Raw genomic sequence first — 20,745 nt, forward strand, 5'->3', positions numbered from 1 at the left:
TAGATGACTATGGGGCAATAAAACCATAGCGCCCCATAATCTCCTTAGATTTTGACTCTTGTAGGTAAAGGTAAAAATCTTTAGCGCTAGTTGTATTATTTTTGATAAGGGCCATTTTTTGTCTTAAGGGCTTATGTAAGTTACTCGGAATCAATACATAGGCAGATTGAACTTGGGGTGCCATAGCTAGAGATAGAGCTGAAATTGCAAAATCTGCTGCGCCCGTTAAAGCAAACATCGTTGCTTGAGAAATATTTTCTCCAAATACCAATTTGGGTTGGGCTAGATCCCAGGCTCCAATATTGATGAGGTATTCTTTTGCAGCCATTCCGTAGGGTGCATGCTCTGGATTGGCTATAGCAATTTTCTTTGCCTCTTTAATTGCTTGTATCAAACTCTGTTGATCAGCACTTAGCTTGATTGGGCTTCCCTTTTTTTGCAGGAGGACAATTCTGCCGATTGCGTAAAGGCTTCCCTGATCTACTGTTAAACCGTTTTTATATAAATCATCTATATAAGCTTCATCTGCAGACATCAGCAGACCAAATGGTGCGCCATTTTTTACCTGCTGCCAGAGTACTCCAGATGAGCCAAACACCAACCTTACCTCTTGTCCTTTATCGGCCTTATAGTTAGCAGCAATTTCTTCTAAGGCAAACTTGAGGTCCGAAGCTGCGGCTACTGTCGGAGCTTTTTGAGCCAAAGAGGCTGAGACATACAGAGCTAGAAAAGCCAAAAGAATCTGTTTGATTGGGGTCATTTTTTTAACTATCTAAACTCATATGTATACCCACCGAACTATATAGGACGCCTTAAACCTTCATCAAGACTTTCTAAATCCAGGGATCAAAAACCTTCACACCTGATTGGCTGAAATCAGATACATTTCTAGTCACGATAGTCATTCGATTCTCAATAGCAGAAGCTGCAATCATGGCATCTCGCTCTGATTTAGGCTTTGGCACATGCAGGCTCGCACAGCGTTGAGCAACAGCTAGATCAACCGGCAAGACTCTCTCGGAGAACGCTGGCAAGACATTGTGGTTTAGCCAACCTCTAAGTAAAGCCCCCTGTTTTTTATCTCGGCGCTCAATTTGTAACACACCGATTTCTAATTCTAATACTGTGATCGCAGAAATGAACATGAACTCTGGGAAGATTGCTTCAGCCCAGGACTGAACACCCTTATTGATTCGACCATCAGCTGATTTCCTCAATTCAGATACAACATTGGTATCCAATAAATACATTACAAAGAATCTCCAATTGCCCTCGTGAGGCCCTGCACTTTCGCAGGCTCAAATTCAATTTCACCCACTCCTTTCACCCCCAAAAGATCACACATATTTTTTCTTTTTCCCAGGACTCGCTGGTAGTCTGAAAAAGTCATTAGTACATGCGCAGGCTTACCGCGATCAGTAATAAAAACTGGGCCTGTTTCAGAGGCCTTTTTGGCCTTACCAGTATCCTGATTAAATTCTCGGCTCGATAAGGTGGTGATCATTGAAACCTCCACAAAGGATAATTAATGTAGCAATGTTACTACATTAATCTTGGGAGCTCAAACACCCTCCCGAGAGAGGGATTTATCCCTTTAATTTACGCAAAGCATCAGCCATTGCATTATTGATTGGAGGCGAAGCTCTTCTATCCTCTTGCGATCTTCTCGCTTCTGGGGCTCTTGGGTTAGAGGGTCTATTTGGCTTATGTTCAGGCCTTGAACTGACTGAAACCTTAGGCGCTTCATCAGAGAGTCGCATTGTTAATGCAATCCGCTTGCGTTTTTCATCCACCTCCAGCACCTTGACCTTAACAACTTGCCCTGCTTTTACTACGGTATGTGGGTCTTTAATGAAGGTATTGGCTAATGCAGAAATATGAACCAAGCCATCCTGATGAACACCAATATCCACGAATGCGCCAAAGGCCGCAACGTTAGTAACAACACCTTCTAAGATCATATCCTCCTTGAGATCGCTGATTTTTTCTACGCCATCTTTAAAAGTCGCCGTGGTGAACTCGGGACGCGGATCGCGACCAGGTTTTTCTAATTCTTTAATAATGTCAGTAACAGTTGGAACTCCAAACTTCTCATCAGCATATTTTTCTGGCTTGAGTCCTTTAAGTATTCTGGCATCGCCGATCACTTCTTTAACACCCTTCTGAATATCTTTCAGAATCTTCTCAACTAAGGGGTAGGACTCTGGATGAACAGCAGAAGCATCCAATGGATCTTTACCATTCATGATGCGCAAGAAACCAGCGGCCTGCTCAAAGGTCTTTTCACCTAAGCGTGGCACACTACGTAAATCTGCCCGCGTCTGAAAGGCGCCATTACTATCTCTATAGGTGACGATAGCTTCAGCAACTGTGCTACTTAAGCCCGATACTCTTGATAACAAAGGGGCTGATGCTGTATTCACATCAACGCCAACTGCGTTTACGCAATCCTCAACTACCGCAACTAACGACTTAGCTAGTTGGGTTTGCATCACATCATGTTGATACTGACCGACGCCAATGGACTTCGGATCAATTTTGACAAGCTCCGCCAATGGGTCTTGCAACCTTCGTGCGATCGAGACCGCTCCACGTAATGACACATCCATACCAGGCAATTCTTTTGAGGCGTACTCGGAGGCAGAGTAAACCGATGCTCCTGCTTCAGAGACCACAATCTTTGTCAGCTTGAGTTCAGGTTTGGCTTTTATTAAATCTTGCGCTAACTTATCAGTCTCACGTGAGGCAGTGCCGTTACCAATCGAAATCAAGGTTGCCTTGTGCTTCTCGGCTAATTTTGCAAGGGTATGCAGTGAGCCATCCCAATCATTCTTAGGCTGGTGCGGGTAGATCACATCAGTATCCACCACCTTACCAGTCACATCTACTACCGCCACCTTAACCCCCGTTCTCATTCCAGGGTCTAAACCAATAGTAACCTTTGGTCCTGCTGGTGCAGCCAACAGTAAAGCCTTAAGGTTGCGTGCAAAGACATTAATTGCCTCAGCTTCGGATCGTTCACGCAAAGCACTCATCAGCTCAGACTCCAAATGCATGGAGCACTTGATGCGCCAGGTCCAACGTACGGTCTCTGCAAGCCATTGATCGGCTGGGCGGCCTTCGTTTTTAATCTTGAACTGATTTGCAATACGGGACTCGCAAGGATTATGCGGTGCGTCCCATTTGGGCTTTTCTTCTTCAGTATCCAGACGTAAGTTAACCATCAGTATTTGCTCACGACGACCTCTAAATAAAGCCAAGGCACGATGCGATGGAATTGCCGAGATGGGCTCGGAATAATCAAAGTAATCCGCGAATTTCTCACCCTCCTGCTGTTTACCAGCAATCACTTTAGATTCGACGACACCATGCTCCTGCAAGTAGGTTCTGAGTGATTGCACTAGCTCAGCATCTTCAGCAAAGCGCTCCATCAAAATCTGACGTGCGCCTTCAAGAGCCGCCTTGATATCAACTACGCCAGGGTTATCACCCTGATCTGATGTAAATGCCTCTTTAAGATATTTGACCGCTTCCGTTTCCGGATCAAGCATGGGATTGATCAATAAATCATTAGCCAGATGCTCTAGACCCGCCTCTAAAGCGATTTGCGCTTTAGTACGACGCTTGAGCTTATAAGGGAGATAGAGATCTTCTAAGCGCGCCTTATCCTCAGCCAGCATGATGGTCTTGAGCAACTCTGGGGTCATCTTACCCTGCTCTTCAATCGACGCAACAATTGCTTTACGACGCTCTTCTAATTCTCGCAAATAACCGAGTCGATCCTCCAGTAAACGTAACTGCGTATCGTCTAGACCACCAGTTGCTTCTTTGCGATAACGTGCAATAAAGGGAACGGTTGCACCCTCATCCATCAATGCGATAGCAGCAGCTACTTGTGCAGGTTTAGCGGATAACTCTTGGGCAAGACGTTGTTCAATGGATGGCAGCATAAGAGTCTATTTTTACTATTACTTTTGGAATATGGATTTCAATGAAGAAGAAAAGCCACCCGGAGGTGACTTTTGTTGTAAAGCTGAGCTAACTTAATCTCGTGAAGCCTTCTTACGCTCATGCTCCTTAAGGTAGCGCTTACGAATACGAATACTCTTGGGTGTTACTTCAACCAATTCATCATCATCAATAAATTCAACAGCGTACTCGAGATTCATTGCGATTGGTGTTACTAAGCGAACGGCTTCATCGGTACCAGAGGCGCGCACGTTAGTTAATTGTTTACCTTTAATTGGATTCACAACCAAGTCATTGTCACGACTATGAATACCAATAACCATACCTTCATACAAAGGATCGCCAGGACTCACAAACATACGGCCGCGATCTTGTAATTTCCACAAGGCATATGCAACTGCTTCACCATCATCTTGACTAATCAAAACACCGTTATGGCGCTCACCCAAGATACCATCTTTTGCAGGCGCATACGAATCAAATGTGTGACTCATCAAACCATTACCACGAGTCATGGTCATGAAATCACCTTGGAAACCAATCAAGCCACGTGCAGGAATACGATACTCAAGACGCGTGCGACCTTTTCCGTCACTCACCATATCAAGTAACTCACCTTTGCGTTTACCCAAGTCTTCCATGACGGCGCCCTGAGTTGTATCTTCCAGATCAACCGTTAAGTTCTCGTACGGCTCCATCTTTACGCCATCGACTTCATGGAATACTACCCGCGGACGGGAAACTGCCAACTCGTAACCTTCGCGACGCATTGTTTCTACTAAGATCGTAAGATGCAATTCACCACGACCTGACACTTCAAATACAGTGTCATCATCAGTTTCTTTTACACGCAAAGCCATATTAGATTTTAATTCGCGATCTAAACGCTCACGAATCTGGCGGCTAGTTACAAACTTACCTTCACGACCAGCCAATGGGCTAGTGTTCACCATGAAGTTCATAGTCAAAGTAGGTTCATCAATTTTGAGCATTGGCAATGATTCAGGAACGTCTGGAGAGCAGATCGTTGTACCAATAGCCAAGTCTTCAATACCGTTTACTAATACGATGTCACCAGCTTGAGCCTCATCAACCAACTCACGCTCTAAACCACGGAATTTCAATACTTGGTTAATGCGGCCCTTGCGTTGTACGCCATCAGGACCATCCATGAATACCACATCCATCAATGGCTTCACAGTTCCCCTGTTTACTCGGCCTACCCCGATCTTACCTACGTAAGTGCTGTACTCAATGGAGGTAATTTGCAACTGCAAAGGACCTTCTGGATTGTCATCACGAACTGGGACGTGCTTTAAAACTGTATCGAACAATGGACGCATATCGCCTTCGCGGACATCATCAGTTAAACCAGCATAACCGTTCAGACCAGAAGCAAATACCACCGGGAAATCCAACTGCTCTTCTGTGGCGCCTAATTTGTCAAATAATTCAAATGTAGCGTTAATAACGTAATCACAACGAGCACCTGGACGATCCACCTTGTTAATCACAACGATAGGCTTCAATCCAAGAGCTAGGGCTTTCTTGGTTACGAAACGAGTTTGCGGCATTGGTCCTTCAACCGCATCTACCAAGAGCAGAACACCGTCAACCATGGAAAGCACACGCTCTACTTCACCGCCGAAGTCGGCATGTCCTGGCGTATCTACGATATTGATATGTGTACCGTCATACTCCACAGCACAGTTCTTAGACAAAATAGTGATGCCGCGCTCTTTTTCCAAGTCATTTGAATCCATGACGCGTTCTGTCATTTTTTCATTGGATCGGAATGTGCCAGATTGGCGCAAGAGTTGGTCAACCAAAGTAGTTTTACCGTGGTCAACGTGGGCGATGATGGCGATATTACGAAGTGCGCGTTTAGTCATGTGAAGCTTCTGAAGTTAAGAATATGAAATTCGGGTTAGATAAGGTTAATCAATTAATAAGTCAAAAATGTTAATGGGCCGAAGAAATCAAGCGCTTGGGATGCAAGACCCCCGAGCGCCAATCACCAGTACCAATAAAGTTATGGGGAGCAGCAGTTGCACGATAGATGCGCACTAGCGCCTCTATCGATGGCAAATTGAGCGGGACCCGCTGCCCCATCTCCAATCGCTTTGCCTGTTGCTCATCGACAGTTAAGTGCGGCAAAGTCTGCAATAGGGCATCGACTGGCAAGATATAGTTAGAGCTCTCTTGCAAGCCCTTCTGAATAGTTTCAATTGTGAAAGACTGCTCTAGATTTAGGTGACCTACTTCGGTGCGGCACAGGCCAACTAAATGCGCTCCACAACCCAAGGCCTTGCCAATATCTTCCGCCAGTACGCGGATATAAGTGCCCTTGCTGCAGCTCACCTCTAAAGTAGCTTCTGGCCACCGTAGATTAGTCCAACGAATTGCATGAATTGTAATATCTCGAGAAGCACGCTCTAGCTCTACACCTGCGCGGGCGTACTCATATAAAGGTTTGCCATCACGCTTCAGCGCAGAATACATTGGTGGAATCTGACTGATGGGTCCAGTAAATGTTGGAAGCAATGACTCTAGTGCTAACTTCAAAGCAACTTCATCTGCGAATACTGGGAGCGGTAATTCTTCAATGACTAAGCCTTCGGCATCACCAGTATCAGTACGCTGACCAAACTTTACTTGTGCGATATAAGTTTTATCAGCTTCCAATAGATCTTGAGAGTACTTAGTCGCCTCACCCAAACAGATCGGAAGCAAACCAGTGGCCATGGGATCCAGAGTGCCTGTGTGTCCCGCTTTCTCTGCATTGAATGCACGCTTGACGGCAGTAACTGCCCCTTGCGAGCTCATACCAGCTGGTTTATCAAGCAGTACAACGCCATCGATACGTACAGACATAACTATTTACGCGTTCTCGTCTTTGCGATCACTATCCACCGCTTGATCAATTAAGCGCGACATTTCAATGCCATGCTCAACAGAACTATCGTAATGGAAATGCAAAGTTGGTACTGTATGGATATGCAAACGCTTAAACAATAAAGAGTGCAAATAACCTGCCTTATCTTGGAGTGCTTTCAATGCAAGCTCAGGCTCAGCACCTAAGACGGTAAAGAAGACTTTTGCGTGAGCTAAATCTGGAGTCAGCTCAATGCTCTGCAAAGTAATTAAGCCTAAGCTTGGACTACGCAATTCGCGAGGAATAAGCTCGGCCAGGTCTCGCTGAATTTGATCGGCGAGACGCTGGTTACGATGAGGGCTAGTTTTATGCATTAACTGAGTACATCTTAGAGTGTGCGGGCAACTTCAGTAACTTCAAAGACTTCAAGTTGATCACCCTCTTTGATATCGTTGTAGCCTTTTAGAGAAAGGCCGCACTCAACACCTGCGCGCACATCTTTTGCATCATCCTTAAAGCGCTTGAGAGAATCCAACTCACCAGTCCAGATCACCACGTTGTCACGCAAGAGGCGAACGCTAGAGTTACGCTTAATAACACCATCAAGCACTAAGCAACCTGCGATCGCGCCAACTTTAGATACCAAGAAGACTTGACGAATCTCCACCATACCGGTGATTTCTTCTTTCTTATCTGGTGTCAACATACCGCTCAGCGCAGCTTTCACTTCATCAACCGCATCATAAATAATATTGTGATAACGAATATCCACACCATTATTTTCAGCCAGCTTACGTGCTGCACCATCTGCACGTGAGTTAAAGCCAATAATGACGGCCTTAGAAGCAACCGCTAAGTTAACGTCAGTTTCAGTAATACCACCCACTGCGGCATGAACGATTTGAACTTTCACCTCTGCAGTAGACAGCTTTTGCAATGACTGAGATAAGGCCTCTTGAGAACCTTGTACATCAGCTTTAATAATGAGTGGTAACAACTTCGCTTCAATTGCACCCTCTTCCATGTTTTCCATCATGGTTTCGAGCTTGAATGCTTGCTGTTTAGCCAGCTTCACATCCCGGAACTTGCCTTGGCGGAAGAGCGCAATCTCACGAGCTTTACGCTCATCAGGTACCACTTGTACTGATTCACCAGCTGCAGGTACTTCAGATAAACCTTGAATCTCTACAGGGATAGATGGGCCAGCTTCATTGCATGGTTTACCGTTTTCATCCAACATCGCACGGACACGCCCGTAGGTTGAACCAGCCAACAACATATCGCCACGCTTGAGCGTGCCTGACTGAACCAAAATAGTAGCAACAGGACCGCGACCTTTATCCAAGCGCGCCTCAATTACGAGACCTTGCGCAGGAGCATCTTTTGCTGCCTTGAGCTCCAGAATCTCTGCTTGCAAAAGTACGTTCTCAAGCAAGGCATCAATACCTTCACCTGTTTTTGCAGAGACTCCGATAAATGGCACATCACCACCGTATTCCTCTGGCACCACTTGCTCAGCAACCAACTCCGTTTTTACACGTTCTGAATTAGCTTCTGGTTTATCAATCTTATTAATTGCCACAACAATTGGCACTCCACCCGCTACCGCATGAGCAATTGCCTCTTTAGTTTGTGGCATTACGCCGTCATCTGCTGCAACAACTAAGATCACGATATCCGTTGCCTTGGCACCACGAGCACGCATGGCCGTAAAGGCTTCATGACCCGGAGTGTCAAGGAAAGTAATCATGCCGCGTGGAGTCTCAACGTGATAAGCACCAATGTGCTGAGTAATGCCGCCAGCCTCGCCAGTAGCAACCTTAGCTGCACGAATCTTATCGAGTAAAGATGTTTTACCGTGGTCAACGTGACCCATCACCGTAACAACGGGTGGACGCGACAATAGCTCCGCATCGTGACCAGTGATACCGAGATCTAAATCTGGATCATCTAACTTAGCAGCATGCGCAGTATGGCCCATTTCTTCGACGATGATCATGGCAGTATCTTGATCCAAGATCTGATTAATCGTCACCATCTGACCCATACCCATCAAGAGCTTAATTACCTCTGCACTCTTCACAGCCATGGCATGAGCTAACTCTGCAACTGTAATAGTTTCAGGAACATGAACATCACGTACAACTGGTTCTGTTGGGACCTGGAAGTTGGTATCTACGTTAGCTTCTGCGATTTGACGCTGCTTTCTTCTACCGCCACCTGAACGCCAACCACCGACACCACCTGAGCTGTCGCCACGAGTCTTAAGGCCGCCAGGTTTCTTGGCACCCTCTTCTTGCCAGGTAGAGGAAGTCTCTGCAGATTTAATTGTCTTACCACCAACCTTAGCAACTGCTTTTTTCTTATCGTCAGCGCCCTCAGCCTTAGCAGGCTTATGTAAAGTACCCTTTTTAGCCTCTTCCGCAGCAATTTCACTAGGCGCTTTGAGGACACGGGCAGGTGTACTCATCATGTCGCGAATCGCCAAAGCCTCAGCCTCAGCAGCAGCACGACGTTTTGTAATGTCAGCCAACTGTGCTTTATTAGAATCAGCGATATCTTTGGCAACCTTATCCGCCTGAGCTTTCTTATCAGCAGCCTTTGCGGCTGCTGCTTCAGCAACGGATGCATCAGCAACTGACTTGGCTGGCTTCTCCACAACTGGCTCAGCAGCACTAGCTGCAGCTACTGCATCAGCCTCTTTTTGGCGAGCATCTTCTGCGGCTTTCATCTCTGCTTCTTGACGAGCCAATAACTCAGCTTGACGAGTCGCTTCGGCAGCGCGTTTTTCTAACTCTTCAGCAGAGAGGATTGGTTTAGCAGGTGCTGCAGGAGCAACTTCCTTAGCAACTGGAGCTGGTGTCTCTTCAGGGGCTTTATCTCCCGCTTTAACGAGTACGCGCTTTTTACGAACCTCAACCTGAACGGTACGAGTGCGTCCAGCAGAATCTGCCTGACGAATCTCTGAGTTTTCACGCTTGATTAAAGTAATCTTTTTGCGACTACCTGTATCCGCGCTGCCATGCTCTTTTTGCAAATGCTCAAGCAGGACAGTCTTGTCCTTCTCGGTAATGCTGTCGTCCTCAGAACCTTTGTCGATACCGGCCGCCTTCAATTGCTCCAGAAGATCTGGCGCGGTACGTTTTAATTCTTTAGCGAGTACTTTTACTGTTGTTGCCATGCACTACTTCCTCTCATGAAGTAAACCAATGTTCGCGCGCTTTCATGATGAGCGTTTTCGCGGTTTCTTCGTCAATTTGTGTCGCCTCAACAAGCTCATCAACAGCTAGTTCAGCTAAGTCGTCACGTGTGTGAACTTGATTGTCAGCAAGCTTGGCAATCAACTCAGTAGTCATTCCCTCGAGGGAACGTAAATCTTGTGAGACTTCGCCAACGCGCTCTTCTTTAGCTAGTTCCATAGTCAAGAGGGAGTCACGTGCACGAGTACGCAATTCATTTACAGTGTCTTCGTCGAAAGAATCGATTTCTAACATTTCAGAAAGGGGTACGTAAGCAACCTCTTCAAGGGTGTTGAAGCCTTCTTCAATCAAAATATCAGCCACTTCTTGGTCAACGTCCAATTTATCCATAAATAATTGACGTACAGAAGCAGCTTCTTTTTCAGTTTTCTCAGCAGACTCCTCTGGAGTCATGATGTTGATCTGCCAACCAGTTAAATCACTAGCAAGTCGTACATTCTGTCCGCTGCGGCCAATTGCAATTGCCAAGTTTTCTTCATCAACCACCACATCCATGGCATGGCGCTCTTCGTCAACCACGATAGAAGAGACTTGTGCTGGAGCCAAAGCACCAATTACAAACTGCGCCGGATCTTCAGACCACAACACAATATCAACCGCTTCGCCAGCAACTTCGTTACGAACTGCAGTAACGCGCGTACCACGAACACCAACGCAAGTACCAATTGGATCAATACGCTTGTCATAAGTAATCACCGCAATTTTTGCGCGGATACCAGGATCGCGAGCCGCACCCTTAATCTCCAATAAACCCTGCTCCATTTCTGGAACTTCGTTCTCAAACAATTTGATCAAGAAATCAGGGCAAGTACGCGAAAGTTCAATCTGCGGGCCACGGGCTTCGCGATCTACCTTGAGGATGTACGCGCGAACACGGTCACCAGAACGCAGATTTTCTTTTGGAATCATTTGATCACGACGAAGCAAAGCTTCTACACGACCAGATTCAATAATCAAACCATTCTTATCAGCACGCTTCACGGTACCGGTCATGACTTTTTCGCCACGCTCAAGGTAGTCGTTCAAAATCTGCTCACGCTCAGCATCACGAATACGCTGCAAGATCACTTGCTTAGCGGCTTGTGCGCCAATACGACCAAAGGCTAAAGATTCAATTTGCTCTTCAATGTACTCGCCAACCTCCATATCAGGAAATTGCTCGAGGGCTTCAAAATGCAAAATTTCTTTATCCGGCTCTTGGAGGCCGGCCTCATCAGGAACAACCAACCATCGACGGAAGGTTTCGTATTCACCAGAGTCGCGATCAATCGACACACGAATATCCACATCTTCGGTTGGATAACGCTTCTTGGTGGCTGATGCCAACGCCATCTCTAGCGCCTCAAACACAATCGCTTGATCTACGTTCTTTTCACGCGCTAGGGCGTCTGCCAACATGAGAACTTCTCGGCTCATGACTTTCTTCCTTTGAAATCAATAACAGGGACCAACCGAGTCTTATCGACTTCGGCTAAAGAAAACTCCAATTGAGACTCAGCGCCATCGGCACCTTCAAACAACAAACCAAATTTCGCATCAGGCGAGTCCAACTCGCCACTCAGCAAACCTTGCAACACACCACGAAACTTCTTGCGATCGCCAACGGCAACCCGCAACTTCAAATCCACTTCCATTCCAGAGAAGCGCTCGTAATCAGCTGCTGATTTAACAGGGCGATCTAAACCAGGAGAAGAAATCTCTAGACGCTCAAAAGGAATGTTTTCCACTGGCAAGGTATAGCTCAACTGGTGACTTACCTTCTCGCAATCCTGGACATTAATCAGGTGCTCGTAATCTGGGTTTTCAATCGTGACGCGCAGCAAACCTCCGGCTTCACGCTCAATATCAACTAGCGTGTAACCCAAGTTTTCCACCTCTGCAGAAATAATCCGCTGATCTTTCACGAACACCCTTCAATCCAAAACGGCAAAAAAAAATGGGCTTCAAAGCCCATATTCTCGAAATTCAGAACAGGCCGACTTACGTTGATCGCAACATCAGTCGGTAACAACTCAAAACAGCAACAAACTGCTGTAAGTCCAAAATTATAGCCGATTTAGAGGAAAACCGATAGAAATCAGAAGCTTTCGCTTGGATTTCGAGGTTTTCTAGGGCCTTTATTGAAAGGTTTACGCCCTTTTGGTGCTCCGCGTTTAGGACCATTTCCTGGGCTTTGAGGGCTTGCCGTTACAAAAGCCGACTGTCCATGATGGACTTTCTTGCCTTTATTGCGGTTCTGGCCTTGGCCTCCCTGTCCGCCACCTTGACCACCCTGACCACCTGAGCCAGGACGACCTCCTTGGGTACGACCGCGGAAAGGGCCGCGACCTTCGCCAGAACCACCACCAGGTTTACCACCCCGAGCTTGATGAGTTAGCGCACCGTGGCCATTAGCCTGGGTTAAGGCATCTCGAGAACCCCAATAAGAAACCGAAGTTTGCATTGGATCTGGCTGGAAATCTCCGCCTGAAGCAGGATTACGATCACGTCCTTGACCCCCAGAAACTGGGCTACGACCTTTGTCTTGAGGTTGCGGCATTTTTAAGCCCGCAAACTTCATCAAGTTATAGATGCCCCCGGCTTCAATCTCCTCCCACTTACCTCGCCTTAAACGTGGAGGTAATAAGAAAATGCCATAACGAGTTCGAATTAAGCGAGATACCGTGTGACCAACTGCCTCAAACATCCGGCGAACCTCGCGATTACGACCTTCAGTCAAAGCAACGTGGTACCAACGATTGGCACCTTCCCCGCCACCCATAGAGAGACGCAAGAATTTGGCTTGGCCGTCATCTAAGGTAATACCGGTCTTTAATTGAGCCATATTTTCTTGACTGAGATCACCCAAGATGCGGACAGCATACTCACGCTCAACACCGTAACGAGGATGCATTAATCGATTTGCTAACTCGCCAGAAGTGGTGAATAACAAGAGACCTTCAGTATTAAAGTCCAAGCGGCCTACTGCAATCCAACGCCCTTGACGTGGTTTTGGCAAACGATCAAATACTGTGGGACGACCTTCTGGATCAGACTGACTCACGATTTCACCGGAAGGTTTGTGATACATGATCACGCGTGGTGGCTTGGTCTGAATCTTACGATGAACTTGCTTACCGTTAATGCGCACCTGATCTGTTGGTCCAATACGCTGACCAATGTGAGCAGGCAATCCATTTACAGATACGCGCCCCTGAATAATCAAGTCTTCCATATCGCGACGTGAACCCATGCCAACATCAGCCAGCACTTTGTGCAACTTCACAGTGTCCTCGTCGTCAGCTTCGTCATCCAAACCATCTAAGTCAGACCAAACTTCATCACGCAAGCTGAGCGGTAAATCATCGATGTTTGCAAATTGCAAACTACTCATCTCATCATCACTAGGCATATCAGCATCATCATCATGACGCACACGTTGAGCGCGACGCTCAGCACCGGTCTGGTGAGAAATATCATTTTCATTGAGGCCATCAGGATTTTTAACTTCAACTACTTCTGGCGCATCTAATGCAGCGTCGAATTCTCCAGAAACAACCGATGCAAATAATGCCTCGCTCTCGGCTGGATTTGGAGCAAGTTTGGCTGCCGAGTGATTGCCACCCTCTCGCATACCTCCAGAATCTCCACCCTCGCGACGAGGCCGATCTTTGTTAAATGGGCGTTTCTTATTAAAGGGATGCTTGCCGGCACCAGCGCCTTGGCGGCGTGGACGACGCTGACCGCCTTCTCGCACTTCCCCCTTCATGCCCTCTGCAGAATGAGATGCAGATTCAGAATCAGGAGAATTATCCGATGTTGATTTAATCGGAGATGAATCGTTTTCGTTATGACTTGTCATTAATAATTATTTTTGTTCGTCTGGTTTATCTGCAGACTTTGGGATAACTTCTTCTACTTCAATTGTCTCTTCGCCTACGGATTCTTCAATTGTCTGCTGAATGATTGGCTGACCGTTTTCGTCTAGCTCAATCACTGTTTCAACCGTAGCACTCGGATCAAACTCCATTACCGCCTGACCCAAATGCTCTGCCGCAGCCATCGGCGCGGTATCTTCCAACATTGGCAAGCTTTGTAAATTCGTGAGGCTTAAATCATCTAAAAATTGTTTGGTGGTGGCATATAAACCTGGACGACCAATAGTCTCTTTATGACCAATGACCTCAACCCAACCACGATCTTCTAATTGCTTCATCACATTACTGCTTACTGCAACCCCGCGAATCTCCTCGATCTCACCACGAGTAACTGGTTGACGGTAAGCAATAATTGCCAAGGTTTCCATCACAGCGCGAGAATACTTCGGAGGCTTTTCTGGGGTCAAGCGATCAAGATACTCACGCATTGCCAAGCGACTCTGAAAACGCCAGCCGGTCGCAATGTGTACCAACTCCATACCCTTATCTTCCCAGGTCTTTTGAAGCTCCAAGAGAGCATCATCAATTTCGACAGAGGCTATATCTTCAGCAAATAAGCGCGTCAGATCGGCAACAGTTAGAGGTTCTTGCGCGCACAAGAGGGCTGTTTCAATTACGCGTTTATTGTGATCATCCATAAAATTCGGGCTATCAGGCAATTGGCCTGATGAGACTATAAAAATGTATTTCAGTAATTAGTTGGTGATGTTCTGGTGGCGCTATTTAGCTACTACGGGCAATTCATCTCCGAAAATCTACATAGGAAAGATACCCGCGCTGAAACGAAGTCTTTTTCGCTCACCGTTTTACTATTATAAGGGAGGCTCAATACAATAGCCACATGCATGAAATTAACGCCCCACTCCCTCTTTTACACTCCAAGGTTGATAGAAGACGTCGCTTTTTGGGCCTTGGATTAGGTTTAGGGGCTCTCATTGGGGGTTCAAGCCTCACGGCTTGTAGCTTAATGAGCAGTCGCAAGCCTGTCATTGGCTTAGTCTTGGGGGCTGGAGCAGCCCGAGGTTTTGCTCACGTAGGCGTCATCAAGGCCCTAGAAGCCCAAGGCATCAGACCCGATATCGTAGTCGGAAGTAGTGCTGGGAGCGTGATTGCCGCCTTATTTGCCTCTGGCGCCACCGGTAACGACCTGAATCGACTGGCTCTTAATCTCGATGAAGCAACGATTGCCGACTGGGGGCTCCCTTTTGCTGGAAGGTTTGGTGGCCTCATCAAAGGGGATGCACTGCAAAACATGGTCAATCGTGAGGTACAAAATAAATCTATCGAGCAGATGCGCATCCCCTTAGGAGTTGTGGCTACTGAATTGCAGTCGGGTAAAGGAGTTTTATTTCGGTCCGGCAACACGGGTCTCGCAGTTCGTGCCTCATGTAGCATTCCGGGAGTATTCCAGCCCGCTGTGATTAGCGGCAAAGAGTATGTTGATGGAGGCTTGGTTGCTCCAGTCCCAGTAAGTTACGCTAGGCAGATGGGTGCAACACTAGTTATTGCAGTTAATATTTCCTCGGAGCCAGTTCACCAAGATGCCAGCGGAACCTTTGGAGTCATGCAGCAAACTATTTCCATCATGCAGCGAAGTATCAATCAATATGAATTGAAGAGCGCTGATATTGTGATTACTCCCCATCTCAAACAAATGAGTAGTGGTGATTTTAAATCCAGAAATGCAGCAATCCTAGCGGGCGAAGTAGCAGCCCAAGAGCAAATGAATACCCTAAAAGAAAAGCTTCGAGGCTAGCCCAAGAGCATCTACCCAAGACTAAGGTATTGATTTAGGATTCCGTACTATTTTTTTATGAATTTATCACCATTCTTCTTAGAGCTTGTATTGCAATCAGGTCAACTCAGCACAACAGCCAATAATTATCTGAAGAAGCGCACTGATGCATTCATGACTATCACTGGTTACTTGCTAACTCCGAATGTCACCACAGGATCCCTATCAATCACCACTTGACTCACTCTCCTCAGTGGGCACTGGTATAGAGCTTGACCGCAGCGTATCAGGCCCCATGTTTAGCAGGGTACGCCTAGTATTTCGCTATCAATTTGGACAGAACGTCCGAGGCACCTCTGTTGGGCTAGCAGCCAGCTTCTAAAGAAAAGAGAATTAAAGGCTGCGAGATTTACGCTTGAGCTTATTAACTTCGTTTAACAACTCTTTGCGTTCCGCGTCACCTAAATTATCACTTCCATCCAAACGACGCGCACCATCAAAGCGCTTATCCCAGTAGAGGCTACCAAGATCATCTACACGGACGCTGGTGCCTTTAGATGGAGAGTGAATGAATTTATTGTCGCCGACATAAATGCCGACATGCGAGAAAGTTAGACGCATAGTATTAAAAAATACTAAATCACCAGGCTGCAATTCTTCGCGATTAATGGGTTTGCCAACTCGACTCATCTGGGTAGATTTACGGGGCAATAAAAAGCCTAATTTATCTTTAAAGACATAGCCAACAAAACTACTGCCATCTAAACCCGATTGTGGTAACTCTGTATCCCAGCGATAACGCACGCCAATAACCTCCATGGCGCGATTAATCAACTCATCCGATTTACCGGTTACTGAATCCGCCAATCGATCTGATACGCGAGCAAAGTAGGACTTGCCCACCTGAAACATAGTTTCTTTGGGGACATCTCTAGCAACTTCAACAGGCGCATCTTTCGGAGCCTCAGAATTAGCATCCACCGCTCTTGCCGGAAGGGCAAAGAGTGTGAGTGAAATCAGCACAGCCATTGGCAACTGCTTCGCAAGCACTGGCAGGAGATCTTTTTGAAGTGACATCAGACCATTCTAACAAAGAAGGGCTATTTAACAAAGTGCTGTGTCAATTTCTAAGTTATTGTTTTCAATGGAGTATTTTCTGTTGCGGTGCATGAATGCACCAATATGACGCCTTCTAAAGCCCGCTTGAATTAGCCACTAGCTCAGCTCAGCCGCAGCAAAAAGCTCTTTCGTGTAGGTTTGACGTGGATGCTTGATCAGAGTCTCAGTATCCCCAAACTCTATTATCTTGCCTGCCTTTAGCACCATTACCTCGTGCGACATCGCCCGAATAACCGCCAAATCATGACTAATCATCAGATAGGCCAAGTTATATTTTTTTTGGAGCTCTGTCAGCAAAGCGAGTACTTGTTTTTGAATCGATACGTCCAAAGCGGAAGTGGGTTCATCTAAGACCAAAATCTGTGGCTTCAAAATCAAGGCACGGGCAATTGCAATGCGCTGCCTCTGACCTCCCGAAAATTCATGGGGATAGCGCGTGAGAGCAGAGCGATCAATGCCGACTTCTCGCAAAATATCTAAGACGCGAGATTCGCGTTCCGCCGCAGACAAATTGGGAAAGTGCACATCCAAACCTTCTGAAACTATTTGCAGCACATTCATGCGCGGGGAAAGGGAGCCAAACGGATCCTGAAAAATCACCTGCAAACTAGAACGCATTGCCCGGCGCTCAGCAGGCTTTAACTTTTGCCAATCATTACCCAGCACATCTACATCACCCGATATCTCGGCCGCTGAATCACCCAATAAGCCTAAGACCGCCATTCCTAAGGTAGTCTTACCTGAACCAGACTCACCAATCACACCGATGGTCTGGCCCTGCTTGAGTTCAAACCCAAGCTTACGCAACACTTGATGACGTGGGGATTTTTTAAACCAAGAGACAGACTCCGTGCCCGGATAGGAGACAGATAAGTTCTCCGTCTTCAATAGCACTGGTGCCAATGGCATTACTGGAGCGAGATTGCGGACAGGAGCGCTATTTACCAATGCTTTTGTATAAGGGTTGTCAGGATGCTCGAATACCTGCTTGATGGCACCCACTTCCATCAGATTGCCCTGATTTAGAACGGCGACACGTTGAGCAAAATGCTTTACTAAATTAAGGTCATGAGTAATTAAGAGGATTGCCATGCCGCCATCATCTTTAGACTCCTCTTGCAAGTCTTTCAGTAAATCCAAAATCTGCAAACGTAAACTCACATCAAGAGCGGTAGTGGGTTCATCTGCAATCAGTAGTCTTGGCTTGCAAGCCAAAGCCATCGCAATCATGGCACGTTGACGTTGCCCTCCCGACAATTGGTGCGGATAAGAGTGGAAGCGCTTCTGCGGCTCTGGAATACCGGTCTTCTGTAGCAATTCAACTGCTGCAGATATGGAATCTGCTTTGGAGATTAAAGGTTCATAGATCTGTACCGCTTCAACAATTTGATTACCAATCGTAAATAAAGGATTGAGCGCAGTCATCGGCTCCTGAAACACCATTGCAATTTCACGGCCTCGAATCTCGCGAATATGTTGTATTGGTAAATCCAATAAATTGACTGGCTGATTACCCACATTCGAGCTCTTACCACTCCATAAAATACGGCCAGAAGTTTTTGCGCCCTCAGGCTCCAAGCGGAGAGGAGCTAAGGCAGTAAGTGTCTTGCCTGAGCCAGACTCTCCAACCAAAGCAACGCGCTCTCCAATTCCAATCTCTAGGTCAAGATGGCTCACTGCAAATTTCTCACGTCGACCTGAGCCGAATGAGATTGAGAAGTCTTCATAGCGCAGCAAAGGGGCGATTGGTTTATTTGAGACGCTTGATGAACTCATGAACGACCTCCACGCATTGCACCCGATTTACGAGAATCAAAGGCATCACGCAAGGCCTCACCCATAAACGTCAGCAAGAGTAAGGTGGCTACCAATACAACAAAGGTTGAGAGAGAGATCCACCACGCATCTAAATTACCCTTTCCTTGAGAGAGTAACTCTCCAAGGCTTGGTGTTCCCGGTGGGACGCCTAAGCCCAAGAAATCCAGACTCGTGAGTGACAAAATCGCGGCACTCATTCTAAAAGGGAGAAAGGTAATTATCGGCGTCAAACTATTGGGCAGAATATGGCGGCGCATAATTTGCAAGCTCGTTAAGCCTAATGCTCTAGCAGCACGGACATATTCCAATGCACGATTACGGAAAAACTCTGCACGCACATAGTCAGATAAACCCATCCAACCAAATGCTGCTAACAGAATAATCAAGAGCCAAATACTTGGGTTAAATATGGAGGCAAAGATGATGAGTAGATATAACTCAGGCATAGCAGACCATATCTCAATCAGGCGCTGAGAAACTAGATCGAACTTGCCACCAAAGAATCCCATCAAAGAGCCGGTGATGATGCCTACACTGACCCCGACAATCGTCAGCGCCAAACCAAACAGAATCGATAGGCGGAAGCCATAAATTAGACGCGACAAAACATCGCGCCCACGATCATCAGTACCCAACCAGTTGTCAAAGGATGGTGGTGCAGGATTTGGTACTTTTGAGAAGTAATTCAGCGTTTCATAGCTATAAGGAATCGGTGGATAAATCGCCCAATTACCATTACTCGTAATGTTATGGCGAATGTCGGGATCTAAAAAATCGGTTGGCGTAGCAAAGTCACCGCCAAATACTCTCTCAGGTTGTGACTTCACAATGGGGAAATAGAATTTTCCTTCATAGCGAACAATCAGGGGTTTGTCATTCGCAATCAGCTCTGCGCCCATCGAGAGACCAAATAGGATCATGAAGATCCAAAGGCTGACATAGCCCATGCGACTATTTTTAAAGCGATGCCAACGACTCATGATCCACCTCCAGCACCAAACTGAATACGTGGATCAATATAGACATAACAAAGGTCAGAAATCAGCTTAGTAAATAAGCCAATCAGCGTAAAGAGATAAAGTGTTCCGAAAACCACCGGGTAATCACGGCGCATCACTGACTCGTAAGACAACAAACCCAGGCCATCCAAAGAAAATAGGGTCTCGATCAACAGGGAGCCAGTAAAGAAAGCGCCTATAAATGCAGCTGGGAAACCAGTCACTAGAGGTAAAAGTGCGTTGCGAAATACATGCTTCCAAAGAACTTGCTTCTCAGTAAGGCCTTTGGCTCTCGCAGTCAATACATACTGTTTGCGAATCTCCTCTAAAAAGGAGTTTTTAGTTAACATCGTAATGACTGCAAAGCTTCCTAAAACGGATGCGGTGATCGGCAATACCAAATGCCACAAATAATCCATCACCTTACCCATCATGCTCAGATCACTCCAGTTATCCGAAGTCAGCCCACGCAGTGGGAATATTTGCAAGAAACTGCCGCCACCAAAGATGACAAGCAATAAAACTCCCAATACAAATCCTGGAATAGCGTAGCCCACCAAAATCATCGTACTCGTCACGGTATCAAAGCGAGAGCCATCTCTGACTGCCTTAGCAATACCTAGGGGTATTGACACTAAGTACGTAAGAAAGAAGGTCCATAGACCGATGCTGATAGACACTGGTAATTTAGAAACCACCAACTGCCAAACACTTTGGTGCTGATAGTAGCTCTGACCCAAATCAAATTGTGCAAAACGCTTAAGCATCATGAAATAACGCTCAATTGGAGGCTTATCAAATCCATACAGCGCCTTGACTTCCGCTAAGCGCTCAGCATCCACTCCTTGTCGGCCACGATAATTACTACCACCACCCGAGGACTCAGCTCCGCTAACTGCAGCATCACCCCTACCCTTGAGCTCTAACATTAACTGCTCAACTGGACCACCCGGTACAAATTGCACCACCGCAAAAGTCAGTGTTAGCACACCCAATAAAGTAGGGATCATCAAGAGCACACGCTTGAAAATATAAGACCACATTTGTCCCTGCA

The 20,745-nt window shown here is 46.5% G+C and carries 18 protein-coding genes; 2 read left to right on the forward strand and 16 right to left on the reverse strand.

Features of this window, described 5'->3' with window-relative positions; genetic code table 11:
- Positions 1 to 7: 7 nt before the first annotated feature.
- The 12 genes from modA to scpB form a co-directional block, all read right to left on the reverse strand.
- Positions 8 to 760, reverse strand: a complete 753-nt coding sequence (gene modA, locus ICN43_RS09170; RefSeq protein WP_216199067.1) for a molybdate ABC transporter substrate-binding protein — start codon at positions 758 to 760, stop codon at positions 8 to 10.
- A gap of 73 nt (positions 761 to 833) precedes the next feature.
- Positions 834 to 1,250: a type II toxin-antitoxin system VapC family toxin gene (locus ICN43_RS09175; RefSeq protein WP_216199070.1), complete on the reverse strand. Its 417-nt coding sequence runs from the start codon at positions 1,248 to 1,250 to the stop codon at positions 834 to 836.
- Positions 1,250 to 1,504, reverse strand: a complete 255-nt coding sequence (locus ICN43_RS09180) for a type II toxin-antitoxin system prevent-host-death family antitoxin (protein ID WP_216199072.1) — start codon at positions 1,502 to 1,504, stop codon at positions 1,250 to 1,252. The genes ICN43_RS09175 and ICN43_RS09180 overlap by 1 nt, the downstream gene beginning before the upstream one ends.
- Before the next feature lie 82 nt (positions 1,505 to 1,586).
- On the reverse strand, positions 1,587 to 3,950 hold the full coding sequence (locus tag ICN43_RS09185; protein ID WP_216199076.1) for a Tex family protein: 2,364 nt from the start codon (positions 3,948 to 3,950) through the stop codon (positions 1,587 to 1,589).
- Positions 3,951 to 4,043: 93 nt separating this feature from the next.
- Positions 4,044 to 5,861: a translational GTPase TypA gene (gene typA / locus ICN43_RS09190; protein ID WP_216199079.1), complete on the reverse strand. Its 1,818-nt coding sequence runs from the start codon at positions 5,859 to 5,861 to the stop codon at positions 4,044 to 4,046.
- 70 nt (positions 5,862 to 5,931) lie between these two features.
- Positions 5,932 to 6,843, reverse strand: coding sequence for a tRNA pseudouridine(55) synthase TruB (gene truB, locus ICN43_RS09195; RefSeq protein ID WP_216199082.1), 912 nt, complete (start codon positions 6,841 to 6,843; stop codon positions 5,932 to 5,934).
- Positions 6,844 to 6,849: 6 nt separating this feature from the next.
- A complete protein-coding gene (gene rbfA, locus ICN43_RS09200; protein WP_216199084.1) occupies positions 6,850 to 7,218 on the reverse strand; it encodes a 30S ribosome-binding factor RbfA in 369 nt (122 codons plus the stop codon).
- A gap of 14 nt (positions 7,219 to 7,232) precedes the next feature.
- The gene (infB, locus tag ICN43_RS09205) at positions 7,233 to 10,025 is read right to left on the reverse strand and encodes a translation initiation factor IF-2 (protein ID WP_216199087.1); all 2,793 of its coding nucleotides are present in this window, start codon (positions 10,023 to 10,025) and stop codon (positions 7,233 to 7,235) included.
- A 13-nt stretch (positions 10,026 to 10,038) separates the two neighbouring features.
- Positions 10,039 to 11,520 carry a transcription termination factor NusA gene (gene nusA / locus ICN43_RS09210; RefSeq protein WP_216199090.1) on the reverse strand — a complete coding sequence of 494 codons (1,482 nt, stop codon included), beginning with the start codon at positions 11,518 to 11,520 and terminating at the stop codon, positions 10,039 to 10,041.
- Positions 11,517 to 12,008, reverse strand: coding sequence for a ribosome maturation factor RimP (gene rimP, locus ICN43_RS09215; RefSeq protein ID WP_216200046.1), 492 nt, complete (start codon positions 12,006 to 12,008; stop codon positions 11,517 to 11,519). Before rimP ends, nusA begins: the two co-directional genes overlap by 4 nt.
- A 173-nt stretch (positions 12,009 to 12,181) precedes the next feature.
- Complete coding sequence (gene rluB / locus ICN43_RS09220) at positions 12,182 to 13,945, reverse strand: 23S rRNA pseudouridine(2605) synthase RluB (RefSeq protein ID WP_216199093.1); 1,764 nt, start codon at positions 13,943 to 13,945, stop codon at positions 12,182 to 12,184.
- A 6-nt stretch (positions 13,946 to 13,951) separates the two neighbouring features.
- Complete coding sequence (gene scpB, locus ICN43_RS09225; RefSeq protein WP_216199095.1) at positions 13,952 to 14,659, reverse strand: SMC-Scp complex subunit ScpB; 708 nt, start codon at positions 14,657 to 14,659, stop codon at positions 13,952 to 13,954.
- 203 nt (positions 14,660 to 14,862) lie between these two features.
- Between scpB and ICN43_RS09230 the strand changes: the two genes are divergently transcribed.
- Positions 14,863 to 15,777, forward strand: coding sequence for a patatin-like phospholipase family protein (locus tag ICN43_RS09230; RefSeq protein ID WP_216199098.1), 915 nt, complete (start codon positions 14,863 to 14,865; stop codon positions 15,775 to 15,777).
- Positions 15,778 to 15,834: 57 nt separating this feature from the next.
- Entirely contained in the window at positions 15,835 to 15,996 is a 162-nt protein-coding gene (locus ICN43_RS09235; RefSeq protein ID WP_216199101.1) for a hypothetical protein, read from the forward strand.
- Between the two features lie 153 nt (positions 15,997 to 16,149).
- Here ICN43_RS09235 and ICN43_RS09240 read toward each other — a convergent pair whose 3' ends face one another.
- The 4 genes from ICN43_RS09240 to ICN43_RS09255 form a co-directional block, all read right to left on the reverse strand.
- Positions 16,150 to 16,833, reverse strand: coding sequence for a C40 family peptidase (locus ICN43_RS09240; protein WP_216199104.1), 684 nt, complete (start codon positions 16,831 to 16,833; stop codon positions 16,150 to 16,152).
- Positions 16,834 to 16,971: 138 nt separating this feature from the next.
- Positions 16,972 to 18,651: an ABC transporter ATP-binding protein gene (locus ICN43_RS09245; RefSeq protein WP_216199106.1), complete on the reverse strand. Its 1,680-nt coding sequence runs from the start codon at positions 18,649 to 18,651 to the stop codon at positions 16,972 to 16,974.
- Positions 18,648 to 19,673 carry an ABC transporter permease gene (locus ICN43_RS09250; protein ID WP_216199110.1) on the reverse strand — a complete coding sequence of 342 codons (1,026 nt, stop codon included), beginning with the start codon at positions 19,671 to 19,673 and terminating at the stop codon, positions 18,648 to 18,650. The genes ICN43_RS09245 and ICN43_RS09250 overlap by 4 nt, the downstream gene beginning before the upstream one ends.
- Positions 19,670 to 20,734, reverse strand: a complete 1,065-nt coding sequence (locus ICN43_RS09255) for a microcin C ABC transporter permease YejB (protein ID WP_216199113.1) — start codon at positions 20,732 to 20,734, stop codon at positions 19,670 to 19,672. Before ICN43_RS09255 ends, ICN43_RS09250 begins: the two co-directional genes overlap by 4 nt.
- Positions 20,735 to 20,745: the final 11 nt, after the last annotated feature.

Origin of the sequence: Polynucleobacter sp. UK-Mo-2m-Kol15 (assembly GCF_018881505.1) — a bacterium.
Classification (GTDB): domain Bacteria; phylum Pseudomonadota; class Gammaproteobacteria; order Burkholderiales; family Burkholderiaceae; genus Polynucleobacter.